This is a genomic window from Enterobacter sp. RIT637 (assembly GCF_019718755.1).
Lineage (GTDB): Bacteria > Pseudomonadota > Gammaproteobacteria > Enterobacterales > Enterobacteriaceae > Enterobacter.
This window is the reverse complement of record NZ_JAIHAZ010000012.1, coordinates 98,972-111,968: the sequence shown is the minus strand read 5'-3', so window position 1 is coordinate 111,968 and position 12,997 is coordinate 98,972. Positions and strand designations below refer to the sequence as shown.

The window sequence follows — 12,997 nt, the reverse complement described above, 5'->3', positions numbered from 1 at the left end:
CCTTCATCGTAGACGGCGTTCTTAATTTGTGCGACGACGCATTAATGCTACGCCAGCGCCAGTCAGTGCGCCCACAATCCCCCACATGATCATCAGGAATGCGCGTCGCGGACTATCGCGTTTTACAGGTTCTTCAGGCGTTCTCAAATAACGATACGTCTGAAAACGGGGGTCCATCGTTGGACCGACGTTCAGGGTGTTAAGCATGGCGCGGTTTTGGTCGTAATCGAGGTCAAAATCAGGGCCCACGGCCTGAAGATTTTCCAGTCGCGCCTGGAGCATTGGACGACCAAGGAGGAACATTTCGGAATCAGGCAGTTCATCCGCCGGGACATCCGTTTCGCTGCGAGAGATATTGTGCTGCTCCGCAATTTTTAGCGCCTGCTCAATATTGTGGACACGGCGGGCAAAAATGGCTTTCGCCACCTCTTCCTGACGCTTCACCTGCGCCTTCATCTGAATCGTCCGCGCAGCCCAGGCGCCTTTCAGCTCATCATTGAGATGGCTGGCGGCGCGCTGGCTGGCAAAGGCAACATACTGACGCAGCAGGTTATTCGCATCCGGCGCCGTTTCGGCAATCAGCTTCACGCTGTCGCTGACATTGCGCAGCGCATCGCCCGGCATAAACTGGATATTGTTGATGAGATCATCCAGCAGCGCGGCATCAACTTTTGTGTTATCAACCCGACGCTGCTTGAAGTAATCGGTCTGCGACCAGAAATCGCGACGCGTATCCCACGAGGCGAGCTGCATCACGAACTCTTTGTAGGCCTCATCCATAACGGAAACCTGATCCGGCGTGGCGAGATTCGCTTTAATGTCCAGGTTACGCAGGAACTGCTGCTGGGAATAGAAGCCGCCGAGCATGTTAACCGTTGGTCTGTCGGTAATCGCCGTCGCGCTCCACTCTTGTTTTGCAAAGAATGTGTAGGCAAGCGCTAACAGAGCGAACCCCAACGCGATCCCCGCTATCCAGAACTTGCCCCGCCATAACACGCGAAACAAACCACGAATATCCAGCTCATTCTCAGTTACCACTGATTTCGCTCCCGCCAACGGTTGAGTCATCATAGTCCCGGTTTTACTTAGTTAATGTTGTGTTTTTGCCACTGTTCCGACGCATCCTGCGTTTTAAACGTTTAATGAATCGTGCAACTTTCCATGCGCGTTTGATGCAGTAACCGTACATAAAGAATGCTAGCAAGAATAATACCAACATTACCCATTCAGGGATGAAATGAGCATATTCTGCGGCCACGCCAATTCCGGCGAGGATCGCCGCAGCGAGGGTGATCAGGACAAAAGCCTGACGGGACGTGAACCCGGCGCGCATGATCAGATGATGGATATGCTGACGGTCAGGGGAGAATGGACTCATCCCTTTACGCAGACGGCGATACATAATCGCCACCATGTCCATCAGCGGGATAGCAATAATCCACAGCGCCGTTACCGGGCTAATCGGATGCGTTTTACCTTGTGTGGTTTCCAGCAGGACCCAGATAACGGTAAAGCCAATCAAGGTACTTCCCGCATCGCCCATGAAGACTTTATAGCGACGCCCCAAGACACCGAGGTTGAGGAAGATATAGGGCAGGATGGCGGCAATCATGGCGAAACACCACATTGACAGGCTGTACTGGCCATCAAACCACAAAATAATACCGATCGCGGCAAACGAGACGGAGGACAACCCACCGAGCAGGCCGTCAATACCATCGACCATGTTGAAAGCGTTTATTGCCGCCCAGACCGCAAACAGCGTCAGGAAGAAACCAAACGGACCCAGCACCAGCTCCCACGGGCCAAAAACATAACCCAGGCTTCTCAGGTACAGGCCACCGACCACCATCATGATGACGCCAATGGCCGCCTGTACGGTCGCGCGAAACTTCACACTGATATCAAATCGGTCATCAAGCGCCCCGACTAACACGAGGACACCCGCACATGCCAGGTAGAGCGCGGCATGCGGAATATAGTAATCCGCGATAGCAAACGTGAAACAGATACCTGCGTAAACCGAAATCCCCCCCACTAACGGGATAAGCCCCTGATGGCGCTTACGGAAATTCGGCTTGTCCACTAACCCGATTCTTTTTGCTACCTTGCGCGCAATGAACAAAAAACAGGTTGTGAATAAAAAAATACTGATCAGCTCAGTTACTGCAGTGAGTAGATTCACAATGGATTGCTCTCAACAAAAGTTAGTCCCGGAAGTATAACCATGAAGCCCCCGCCTCTGAAGGAATAAAAGGTGGCCTCTCACAACTCCGTTTGTATGTTTTTCAATCAATTATTTCTTTGACTGTTCAAACCTGCTTATTGTCGCACCGACAGGTCAAAAATGGGAGTCTGTAGTAATAGCGTATAATCCGTAAATGAAAAACGCCACGTAAAAACGTGGCGTTCACTGGGATAATTTGCGTTACGAGCGTTTCATCATGTCGAAGAAATCGTCGTTGGTTTTGGTCATCGCCAGTTTATTGATGAGGAACTCCATTGCGTCGATTTCACCCATTGGATGGATGATTTTGCGCAGGATCCACATTTTCTGCAGCTCTTCCTGGGTGGTGAGCAGCTCTTCCTTACGGGTACCAGAACGGTTGTAGTCGATAGCCGGGAAGACGCGTTTTTCAGCGATCTTACGAGAGAGGTGCAGTTCCATGTTGCCTGTACCTTTAAACTCTTCGTAGATAACTTCGTCCATTTTGGAGCCGGTATCAATCAGCGCGGTCGCAATGATGGTCAGGCTACCGCCCTCTTCCACGTTACGTGCCGCACCGAAGAAGCGCTTCGGACGATGCAGGGCGTTGGCATCCACACCACCGGTCAATACTTTACCGGAAGCTGGCACCACGGTGTTGTACGCACGCGCCAGACGGGTGATGGAGTCGAGCAGGATGATCACGTCTTTCTTGTGCTCAACCAGGCGTTTCGCCTTCTCAATAACCATTTCCGCAACCTGAACGTGGCGAGATGCTGGCTCGTCGAAGGTAGAAGCAACCACTTCACCTTTAACCAGACGCTGCATCTCGGTCACTTCTTCCGGACGTTCGTCAATCAGCAGTACCATCAGCACGCAGTCTGGGTGGTTGTAGGCAATGCTCTGCGCGATGTTCTGCAGCAGCATGGTTTTACCCGCTTTTGGCGGTGCCACAATCAGGCCACGCTGGCCACGACCAATCGGTGATGCCAGATCCAGAACACGAGCGGTTAAGTCTTCGGTCGAACCGTTACCACGCTCCATGCGCAGGCGAGAGTTCGCGTGCAGCGGCGTTAAGTTCTCAAAGAGGATCTTATTGCGCGAGTTTTCCGGTTTGTCGTAGTTAACTTCGTTAACTTTCAACAACGCAAAGTAGCGTTCACCCTCTTTTGGAGGACGAATCTTACCTGAAATGGTGTCACCAGTGCGGAGGTTGAAACGGCGGATTTGGCTAGGGGATACGTAGATGTCGTCAGGGCCGGCGAGGTAGGAGCTGTCTGCAGAGCGGAGGAAACCAAATCCGTCTTGCAATATCTCCAGCACACCGTCGCCAAAGATATCTTCGCCACTCTTAGCATGCTGCTTCAGGATGGCGAAAATGATGTCCTGCTTGCGCATACGAGCCTGGTTTTCCAGCCCCATATTTTCGCCGAGAGTGATCAGCTCAGAAACCGGCGTATTCTTTAATTCGGTAAGATTCATAATGGTGTGGGTTCTTAAACTCGGGGTGATTCTCGAACTTAATGTTGTGAATGGTATGGCAGGGTCATCCATGCCTGTTTAGCGGCCATCAACTCATGTCTGTTCGCTGTCTGGTCACAGGGAAAGAACGCAGAACTGAAACGACAAGACGGATTGAGTGACAAGCCCGGAATCTAGCAACTTCACGCACTGTTCATGTTAACAACGGGAAGTATCGGGTAAAACAAGATTCAAACAACAAGATATGTTTAAAACGAAGTCATAGCTAACTTAGCACGACTAAAGCCGGGCGTCCAGAGATCCACACAATTTAGGCGCTCAGGACGCTCAGCCGAGAAACCTTACGCCAGATTAGCGTCGAGGAACTCTTTCAGTTGACCTTTGGACAGTGCGCCCACTTTGGTCGCTGCCACTTCACCGTTTTTGAACAGCAGCAGGGTCGGGATGCCACGGATACCGTATTTTGGCGCGGTGCCCGGGTTCTGGTCGATGTTCAGCTTGGCAACGGTCAGTTTGCCCTGATATTCGTCAGCGATTTCATCCAGAATCGGGGCGATCATTTTGCAAGGACCACACCATTCAGCCCAGAAATCGACGAGGGTTAGCCCGTCAGCCTTAAGCACGTCCGTGTCAAAACTGTCGTCAGTCAGGTGAATAATTTTATCGCTCATATATAACTCCACAGGAATAAGCCTGGTACGTTGGTTTTGTCTCCACCAACGACGTGTTGATGTCGCATTAACCAACTAAAGGTTGACTTTATTTCACCGGATACGCTTTCGTAAAGCAATAGTAAGCTGATATTCTACCACACTATGAGCAAAACACATTTAACAGAACAGAAGTTTTCCGACTTCGCCCTGCACCCAAAAGTGATCGAAGCCCTTGAAAATAAAGGGTTTCATAACTGCACGCCCATTCAGGCTCTCGCCCTGCCGCTTACGCTGGCCGGTCGCGATGTTGCAGGGCAGGCGCAAACCGGTACTGGCAAAACGATGGCGTTCTTAACGTCAACGTTTCATTATTTACTGTCTCATCCAGCGATTGCAGACCGCAAAGTTAACCAGCCGCGCGCGCTTATTATGGCCCCGACGCGAGAACTGGCGGTACAGATTCACGCAGACGCTGAACCCCTGGCGCAGGCTACTGGCCTGAAGCTTGGCCTGGCCTATGGCGGCGACGGCTACGATAAGCAGCTGAAAGTGCTGGAAAGCGGTGTGGATATCCTGATCGGTACCACTGGCCGTCTTATCGACTACGCCAAACAGAACCATATCAACCTCGGTGCCATCCAGGTTGTCGTGCTGGATGAAGCCGACCGTATGTACGATCTGGGCTTCATTAAAGACATCCGCTGGCTGTTCCGCCGCATGCCTGCTGCGAATCAGCGTCTGAACATGCTGTTCTCTGCAACCCTTTCTTACCGCGTTCGCGAACTGGCGTTCGAACAAATGAACAACGCCGAGTATGTGGAAGTGGAGCCAGAGCAGAAAACAGGTCACCGCATTAAAGAAGAGCTCTTCTATCCTTCCAATGAAGAGAAAATGCGTCTGCTGCAAACGCTGATCGAAGAAGAGTGGCCCGATCGTGCCATCATCTTTGCGAACACCAAACACCGCTGTGAAGATATCTGGGGCCATCTGGCTGCAGACGGTCACCGTGTTGGTCTGCTGACCGGCGACGTCGCACAGAAAAAACGCCTGCGTATCCTTGAAGAATTTACCCGTGGCGATCTCGATATTCTGGTCGCAACCGACGTTGCTGCTCGTGGTCTGCACATCCCAGCCGTGACGCACGTTTTTAACTACGATCTGCCAGACGACTGCGAAGACTATGTACACCGTATCGGTCGTACCGGTCGTGCGGGCGCAAGCGGTCACTCGATTAGCCTTGCGTGTGAAGAGTATGCGCTGAATCTTCCAGCCATTGAGACCTACATCGGTCACTCTATTCCGCAGAGCAAATACAATCCGGAAGCGCTGTTAAGCGAACTGCCGCCGCCGAAGCGTCTTACTCGCCCACGCTCCGGCAATGGTCCGCGTCGTTCTGGTGGCGCACCGCGTAATCGTCGTCGTTCAGGTTAAGAAATTATGCTCAGTTCCACCTCGCTATATGCGGCAATTGATCTCGGTTCGAATAGTTTTCATATGCTGGTTGTGCGCGAGGTGGCGGGAAGCATACAGACGCTGACGCGCATTAAGCGTAAGGTCCGCCTGGCGGCGGGCCTGAGCAGCGACAATCACCTCTCCCCCGAAGCCATGGAACGTGGCTGGCAGTGTCTGCGCCTCTTTGCTGAGCGCCTGCAGGACATACCTCATACCCAAATCCGCGTTGTCGCTACCGCGACGCTTCGCCTGGCAGTTAATGCCGTGGATTTTATTGCCAAAGCGCAGGAAATTCTCGGCTGCCCGGTGCAGGTCATCAGCGGTGAAGAAGAAGCGCGTCTGATCTATCAGGGCGTGGCGCACACCACCGGGGGTGACGATCGCCGTCTGGTGGTGGATATTGGCGGAGCGAGTACCGAACTGGTAACCGGCACGGGCGCCCAGGCGACGTCGCTGTTCAGCCTGTCGATGGGCTGCGTGACCTGGCTTGAGCGCTACTTTACCGACCGCAATCTCGCGCAAGAGAACTTCGACGAGGCTGAAAACGCCGCGCGCGAGGTGCTGCGTCCGGTCATGGACGAGCTGCGCTACCACGGCTGGAAAGTGTGCGTTGGCGCGTCCGGAACCGTACAGGCGCTGCAGGAAATCATGATGGCGCAGGGGATGGATGAGCGGATCACGCTTGCCAAACTCCAGCAGCTGAAGCAACGCGCTATTCAGTGTGGTCGGCTGGAAGAGCTGGAAATTGAAGGTCTTACGCTTGAGCGTGCGTTGGTATTCCCAAGCGGTCTGGCCATTCTGATCGCGATTTTCACCGAACTGAACATCCAGTGCATGACCCTTGCCGGCGGCGCGCTGCGCGAAGGTCTGGTCTACGGTATGCTGCATTTGTCAGTTGATCTGGACATCCGCAGCCGTACGCTGCGTAACGTCCAGCGCCGCTTTATAGTGGATACCGAGCAGGCGCAACGGGTGGGACAGCTGGCGTCGCTCTTTGCGGATCAGGTTAAACAGCGTTGGGATATTGAACCCCTAAGCCGCGATTTGCTGCTAAGTGCATGTGCGCTGCATGAAATTGGCCTGAGCGTTGAGTACAAGCAAGCGCCGCTGCATGCCGCCTGGCTGGTGCGTAACCTTGATTTGCCGGGCTATACCCCTGCGCAGAAAAAATTGCTCGCTACCCTGCTGCTAAACCAGACCAATGCCGTGGACCTCTCTTCACTCCACCAGCAAAACGCAGTGCCGCCGCGCGTGGCCGAGCATCTGTGCCGTTTACTTCGTCTGGCGATTTTGTTTGCCAGCCGTCGCCGCGACGATCTCCTCCCGGCAATTACGCTGGTGGCAGACGATGAAAAGCTCACGCTGACGCTACCGGAAAATTGGCTGGATAATCACCCACTTGGGGCAGAGCTGATCGAGCAGGAGTGCCAGTGGCAGAGCTACGTGCACTGGGCGCTTGAGGTAAAGTAAGTCGCTGAACAATGCCGGGTGGCGGCTTCGCCTTACCCGGCCCACACATCATTATCCCTTCTCTTTGGCTTTTGCCAGCATGGCGCGAATATTCGCCACGTTAGCCTGTCCCTTGTGCATGCGCTCTTCCGCGGTAATGACTTTACGCTCCTGCTCCCAGACGAGGTCGTCCTGAGGTAACTCCAGCAGGAAACGGCTCGGCTCAGGGCGCACCAGTTCACCGTACTGTCTGCGCTCTTTGCACAGGGTAAAAATCAGCTCTTTCTGCGCGCGGGTGATACCCACATAGGCCAGTCGACGCTCTTCATCGACGTTATCTTCATCAATGCTGCTCTGGTGCGGCAGTAAGCCCTCTTCCATACCGACCAGATAGACATACGGGAATTCCAGGCCTTTGGACGCATGCAGGGTCATCAACTGCACCTGGTCGGCTTCTTCCTCGCTCTCACCGCGTTCCATCATATCGCGCAGCGTAAAGCGGGTGACTACCTGAGTCAGCGTCATCGGCTCGTCAATGTCCGAGCCTTCCAGCATTTCGGTCATCCAGCTAAAGAGCTGGTTGACGTTTTTCATCCGCATCTCGGCCGCTTTCGGGCTGGCAGAGGTTTCGTACAGCCAGGATTCGTAGTCGATACCGTGGATCAGATCGCGCACGGCAGCCACAGGCTCACGCTCTGCCAGCCGCTGTACTTCACCAAGCCAGTGGGTGAAGCGGGTTAAGTTGTCATATCCGCGTCCCGTCAGCGTCTGGCTTAGCCCCATATCAAAGCTGGCGGTAAACAGGCTTTTATTGCGGGTCATCGCCCACTCGCCCAGCTTTTGCAGCGTTGCCGGGCCGATCTCGCGTTTCGGCGTATTCACAATGCGCAGGAAGGCACTGTCATCATCCGGGTTAGTCAGCACGCGCAGATAGGCCAGCAGATCTTTGATTTCCGGGCGCGAGAAGAATGAGGTTCCCCCCGAAATTTTGTAAGGGATACGGTTCTGCATCAGCATCTTTTCAAAGACGCGCGACTGGTGATTACCGCGATAGAGGATCGCGTAATCCTTGTACTCCGTTTTATTAACGAAGTGATGGGCTATCAGCTCACCGGTGACGCGTTCGGCTTCGTGCTCTTCATTGTTGGCGCTGAGCACTTTCAGCTCTGTGCCGTAGCCCAGCTCGGAGAACAGACGCTTCTCAAACACGTGTGGGTTATTGGCGATCAAGATGTTCGCCGCTTTCAGGATGCGGCCGGACGAACGGTAGTTCTGCTCCAGCTTAATCACCTGCAATGCCGGGAAATCTTTGCTCAGCAGCACCAGGTTTTGCGGACGCGCACCACGCCAGGAGTAGATCGACTGATCGTCATCGCCTACCACGGTGAAACGCGCGCGTTGCCCTACCAGCAATTTCACCAGCTCGTACTGGCTGGTGTTGGTGTCCTGATATTCATCCACCAGCAGGTAGCGGATCTTGTTCTGCCAGCGCTCGCGCACCTCTTCATTACGCTGCAACAGCAACGTCGGCAGCAGGATCAGGTCGTCAAAATCCAGCACGTTACACGCTTTCATGTGCGCATCGTACAGACCATAGCAGTGAGCGAAGATACGATCCCGTTCCCCTTTTGCGCTGGCTGCCGCCTGGGCTGGCGTCATCAGATCGTTTTTCCAGTTGGAGATCGTCGAGATCAGCTGTTGCAGCAGGACTTTGTCATCTTCGATCAGCCCTTCCGTCAGCTCTTTAAGCAGCGCCACCTGGTCAGTGTCATCGAAAAGCGAGAAGTTAGACTTCATCCCCAGCGCCGCGTATTCGCGTTTAATAATATCCAGCCCCAGCGTGTGGAAGGTGGAGATCATCAGCCCGCGCGCCTCTTTACGGCCCAGCGTTTGCCCCACGCGCTCTTTCATCTCGCGCGCCGCTTTGTTGGTAAAGGTTACAGCAGCGATGTGCCGCGCCTGATACCCGCATCCGCGGATCAGGTGGGCGATTTTATTGGTGATGACTCGCGTTTTGCCCGATCCCGCACCCGCCAGCACCAGGCAGGGTCCGGTGACGAATTCGACGGCTTGTTGTTGTCCGGGGTTTAAACGCATAAAAGATCACTCAATGAAAGTCGGGAGAGGAGGAAAAACGCGTGGTAGTATACCGAGCGTAAACTAGTCGACTCAAGGCACGATCATGGCAAAAACAGCAGCAGCACTGCATATCCTTGTTAAAGAAGAGAAACTGGCACAGGATCTTCTGGAACAGATTAAAAACGGCGCCGACTTCGGCAAGCTGGCGAAGAAGCACTCTATCTGTCCGTCAGGTAAACGTGGCGGTGACCTGGGTGAATTCCGTCAGGGCCAGATGGTTCCGGCATTCGATAAAGTGGTCTTCTCTTGCCCGGTGCTGGAGCCAACCGGCCCCCTGCACACGCAGTTCGGATACCACATTATCAAAGTGTTATACCGCAACTAACAAAAAGCCCGGTGAGTCAATGCACCGGGCTTTTTTGTCAATGACTGCCGACGGGCTAAATGCCGTCGCCATACTCGAACGTGTGATGAATACCGTTGAAGTGCTGATCCATATCCATCGACGGTTTATCGCTGTCCGGTTTACCGACAATGCGAGCCGGTACGCCAGCGGCGGTGGTGTGCGGCGGTACTGGCTGCAGCACAACTGAGCCCGCCCCTATTTTAGCCCCACGTCCCACTTCGATATTACCGAGGATCTTCGCTCCCGCGCCAATCATCACCCCTTCACGGATCTTCGGATGGCGATCGCCGCTGGTTTTACCGGTACCGCCCAGGGTGACCGACTGCAGGATCGAGACATCATCTTCAATCACCGCCGTTTCACCGACGACAATGCCGGTGGCGTGGTCGAGCATGATGCCACGACCAATTTTCGCCGCAGGGTGGATGTCCACCTGGAAGGTCACGGAGACCTGATTTTGCAGGAAGATAGCCAGCGCGCGGCGGCCTTCATTCCATAACCAGTGGCCGATGCGGTAAGCCTGCAGGGCGTGAAAGCCCTTCAGATACAGCAGCGGCGTGGAGTATTTATCCACCGCCGGGTCACGCGTGCGTACGGCCTGAATATCGCAGGCGGCAGAGGCGATCATCTCCGGGTCAGCGGCATACGCCTCTTCCACCACTTCACGAATAGCGATAGCAGGCATGATGGAGGAAGCCAGTTTATTGGCGAGCATATAGCTCAGGGCGCTGCCGAGGTCTTCGTGCTTGAGTAGCGTCGCGTGGTAGAAACTGGCCAGCATAGGCTCGCAGTCGGCCAAAGCCCGGGCTTCAGCTTTTATATTGTTCCAGACGATATCCAGTTCTTCACACGGCATTGCTTACTCCAGACGATAGTTAATGACCAGCCAGTTCTGCGCTGGCTGGGTCATTCAGGTGACAACGGTTCCGACTAGTTACTGCTGCGCTCGTCCTTGCGCGCACGACCTAATAAGGTCAATGCTGCCTCGCGCGCATTTTTTCCGCAATACAATACCTGATAAATTTCCTCGGTTATTGGCATTTCGACACCGAAACGGTGCGCCAACTCGCGGACTTCTTTGGTATTGCGGTAGCCTTCAACCACCTGACCAATCTTCTCCTGGGCGCTTTTTACATCGCTGCCCTGACCGAGCATCATGCCGAAGCGACGGTTACGAGACTGGTTGTCGGTACAGGTCAGCACCAGGTCGCCCAGGCCCGCCATGCCCATAAAGGTGGCCGGGTCGGCACCCAGCGCTGCGCCCAGACGAGACATTTCGGTCAGGCCGCGGGTGATCAGCGCAGTACGAGCGTTCGCACCAAAACCGATACCGTCGGACATCCCGGCACCGATGGCGATCACGTTCTTCACCGCGCCGCCCAGCTGAACACCGATGAAATCGGGGTTGCTGTAGACGCGGAAACTCTTGCCGCAGTGCAGCAGCTGCTGGAGATCGTCGGAGAAGGCCTGATCGGTGGAGGCCAGTGAAATCGCTGTCGGCAGGCCAGCAGCAAGCTCTTTGGCAAACGTCGGTCCGGAAATCACCGCAAGCGGGATATCATCGCCCAGCGCTTCGCGGGCAACGTCCTGCAGCAGGCGTCCGGTTTCCGCTTCCAGCCCTTTTGTTGCCCAGACAATGCGTGCATCCGGGCGCATCAGCGGCTTGATCTGACGCAGAACTTCGCCAAAGACATGGCTAGGCACCACAATCAGAATGTTGCGGCTGGCCGCCAGCGCGGTCGCGAGGTCGCTTTCCAGGTGCAGGGAGTCAGGGAACGGAACGTCCGGGAGAAACGCCACGTTGCAGCGGTCGCGTTGCAACGTCGCGATATGTTTGGGATCGTGGCCCCACAGGACCACGTCGTGACCATTTCTTGCCAGCGTGATAGCAAGAGCGGTGCCGTAAGAGCCGGCACCGATCACAATCATTGACGCATTAACAGTGCTCATCAGGCATCCTGATGTTGTTCGGCACCTTCGCCAGCTTGCTGCTGCAGATAGTTCATGAACAGCGCATCAAAGTTAACTGGCGCAAGGTTCAGTTGCGGGAATGTACCGCGAGAGACCAGGCTGGTGATGCATTCGCGCGCATACGGGAACAGGATGTTCGGGCAGTATGCACCCAGGCAATGTGCCATCTGGTTGCCTTCGATACCGCCAATGGAGAAGATACCGCCCTGCTGTACTTCACACAGGAACGCCGTTTCTTCGCCCAGAGATGCGGTTACGGTCACACGCAGTACAACTTCATACACATCATCCGCCAGTTGGGTGGATGCGGTATCAAGATCAAGTTTAACCTCTGGCTGCCAATCTTTCTGGAAAACGTGTGGCGCATTTGGCGCTTCGAAAGAGACATCTTTGGTGTAGATGCGCTGGATCTGGAAAGTCATTTCAGTGTTGTTTTGTTCTGACATGGAAAAACCCTTTTTAATTGTCCTAAAGTCTCTTAGCTCAGCAGCGGATCGAGTCCACCACGGGCGTCGAGAGCATACAAGTCATCACAGCCACCAATGTGCTGCGCATCAATGAAAATCTGCGGAACCGTCGTGCGACCACTGCGTTGGATCATCTCTTCGCGTTTAATCGCGTCACCATCGATCGGCAGTTCCTGGAACGTTACGCCTTTGCTGTTCAGCAGCGCTTTCGCACGGTGGCAGAACGGGCAAGTTGCTTTGGTGTAGATCTCAATATTGGCCATCACTGAACTCCTTATTTACCGCGAACTAAAGGAAGATTTTCCCCGCTCCAGCCGGAAATACCTTCTTTCAGTACCGTTACGTTTTCGAAGCCTGCTTTATGCAGTGCGTTGGCAGATTCCTGCGCCTGCATGCCGGTGCCGTCAACAACGATGATCGGCTGAGCTTTATGTTTTTCCAGCTCACCAATGTTGTTCGCTTTGATTTCAGCAGGCAGCAGGTTAATAGAGCCTGCAATGTGACCTTTGCGGAAATCGTCGCGCTGACGCAAATCGACGACGACGGCGTCTTCTTTGTTGATCAGACGTGTCGCTTCACCGCGGGTGATCACCTTAATTTTAGACGTCAGTCCTTTAAAGGTGGTGAACAGCACAGCGACCAGCAGGCCAATCCACGCGATGCTCAGAACCGGGTGGCGGCTAACGAATTGCATAATTTCTTGCATGGGGGGTAACAACTCCCGACTAAGTGATTAAAAAAACCAGGACAGGAGTATACCTGTGCGTTGTGGCAAATACAGCCAGCGACAATAAGCTAATCGATTTTCTGCGGCATGCCACGAAAAAAAAGC

At 54.2% G+C, this 12,997-nt stretch carries 13 protein-coding genes; 3 read left to right on the top strand and 10 right to left on the bottom strand.

Going from position 1 to position 12,997, the window contains the following annotated elements; translation table 11 throughout:
• Positions 1–21: 21 nt before the first annotated feature.
• The 4 genes from wzzE to trxA all read right to left on the bottom strand — a co-directional run bounded on the left by wzzE (position 22) and on the right by trxA (position 4,359).
• On the bottom strand, positions 22–1,068 hold the full coding sequence (wzzE, locus tag K5E19_RS16980) for an ECA polysaccharide chain length modulation protein (protein ID WP_042717725.1): 1,047 nt from the start codon (positions 1,066–1,068) through the stop codon (positions 22–24).
• 13 nt (positions 1,069–1,081) lie between these two features.
• On the bottom strand, positions 1,082–2,185 hold the full coding sequence (wecA, locus tag K5E19_RS16975; RefSeq protein WP_089598263.1) for a UDP-N-acetylglucosamine--undecaprenyl-phosphate N-acetylglucosaminephosphotransferase: 1,104 nt from the start codon (positions 2,183–2,185) through the stop codon (positions 1,082–1,084).
• A 243-nt stretch (positions 2,186–2,428) separates the two neighbouring features.
• Positions 2,429–3,688, bottom strand: a complete 1,260-nt coding sequence (rho, locus tag K5E19_RS16970) for a transcription termination factor Rho (RefSeq protein ID WP_001054528.1) — start codon at positions 3,686–3,688, stop codon at positions 2,429–2,431.
• Positions 3,689–4,029: 341 nt separating this feature from the next.
• Positions 4,030–4,359, bottom strand: a complete 330-nt coding sequence (trxA, locus tag K5E19_RS16965; protein ID WP_004386384.1) for a thioredoxin TrxA — start codon at positions 4,357–4,359, stop codon at positions 4,030–4,032.
• 144 nt (positions 4,360–4,503) lie between these two features.
• Between trxA and rhlB the strand changes: the two genes are divergently transcribed.
• Together rhlB and gppA are read left to right on the top strand one after the other, a co-directional pair.
• Entirely contained in the window at positions 4,504–5,772 is a 1,269-nt protein-coding gene (rhlB, locus tag K5E19_RS16960; RefSeq protein WP_010426359.1) for an ATP-dependent RNA helicase RhlB, read from the top strand.
• Between the two features lie 6 nt (positions 5,773–5,778).
• Complete coding sequence (gene gppA / locus K5E19_RS16955) at positions 5,779–7,263, top strand: guanosine-5'-triphosphate,3'-diphosphate diphosphatase (RefSeq protein ID WP_042717735.1); 1,485 nt, start codon at positions 5,779–5,781, stop codon at positions 7,261–7,263.
• 51 nt (positions 7,264–7,314) lie between these two features.
• Here the strand turns inward: gppA and rep are convergent, their stop codons facing one another.
• Complete coding sequence (gene rep, locus K5E19_RS16950; protein ID WP_221552224.1) at positions 7,315–9,339, bottom strand: DNA helicase Rep; 2,025 nt, start codon at positions 9,337–9,339, stop codon at positions 7,315–7,317.
• 85 nt (positions 9,340–9,424) lie between these two features.
• On the opposite strand from rep, the gene ppiC reads away from it, so the two are divergent.
• On the top strand, positions 9,425–9,706 hold the full coding sequence (ppiC, locus tag K5E19_RS16945; RefSeq protein ID WP_006812396.1) for a peptidylprolyl isomerase PpiC: 282 nt from the start codon (positions 9,425–9,427) through the stop codon (positions 9,704–9,706).
• A gap of 55 nt (positions 9,707–9,761) precedes the next feature.
• Here the strand turns inward: ppiC and cysE are convergent, their stop codons facing one another.
• The 5 genes from cysE to K5E19_RS16920 form a co-directional block, all read right to left on the bottom strand.
• Positions 9,762–10,583 carry a serine O-acetyltransferase gene (cysE, locus tag K5E19_RS16940; protein ID WP_010426365.1) on the bottom strand — a complete coding sequence of 274 codons (822 nt, stop codon included), beginning with the start codon at positions 10,581–10,583 and terminating at the stop codon, positions 9,762–9,764.
• Between the two features lie 74 nt (positions 10,584–10,657).
• Entirely contained in the window at positions 10,658–11,677 is a 1,020-nt protein-coding gene (gene gpsA / locus K5E19_RS16935) for an NAD(P)H-dependent glycerol-3-phosphate dehydrogenase (protein WP_010426366.1), read from the bottom strand.
• Positions 11,677–12,144: a protein-export chaperone SecB gene (gene secB, locus K5E19_RS16930; RefSeq protein WP_003860835.1), complete on the bottom strand. Its 468-nt coding sequence runs from the start codon at positions 12,142–12,144 to the stop codon at positions 11,677–11,679. The genes gpsA and secB overlap by 1 nt, the downstream gene beginning before the upstream one ends.
• Before the next feature lie 32 nt (positions 12,145–12,176).
• Positions 12,177–12,428 (bottom strand): glutaredoxin 3, encoded by a 252-nt coding sequence (gene grxC / locus K5E19_RS16925; RefSeq protein ID WP_010426371.1) that lies wholly within the window; start codon positions 12,426–12,428, stop codon positions 12,177–12,179.
• 11 nt (positions 12,429–12,439) lie between these two features.
• Complete coding sequence (locus K5E19_RS16920; protein ID WP_010426372.1) at positions 12,440–12,871, bottom strand: rhodanese-like domain-containing protein; 432 nt, start codon at positions 12,869–12,871, stop codon at positions 12,440–12,442.
• Between the last annotated feature and the right edge of the window lie 126 nt (positions 12,872–12,997).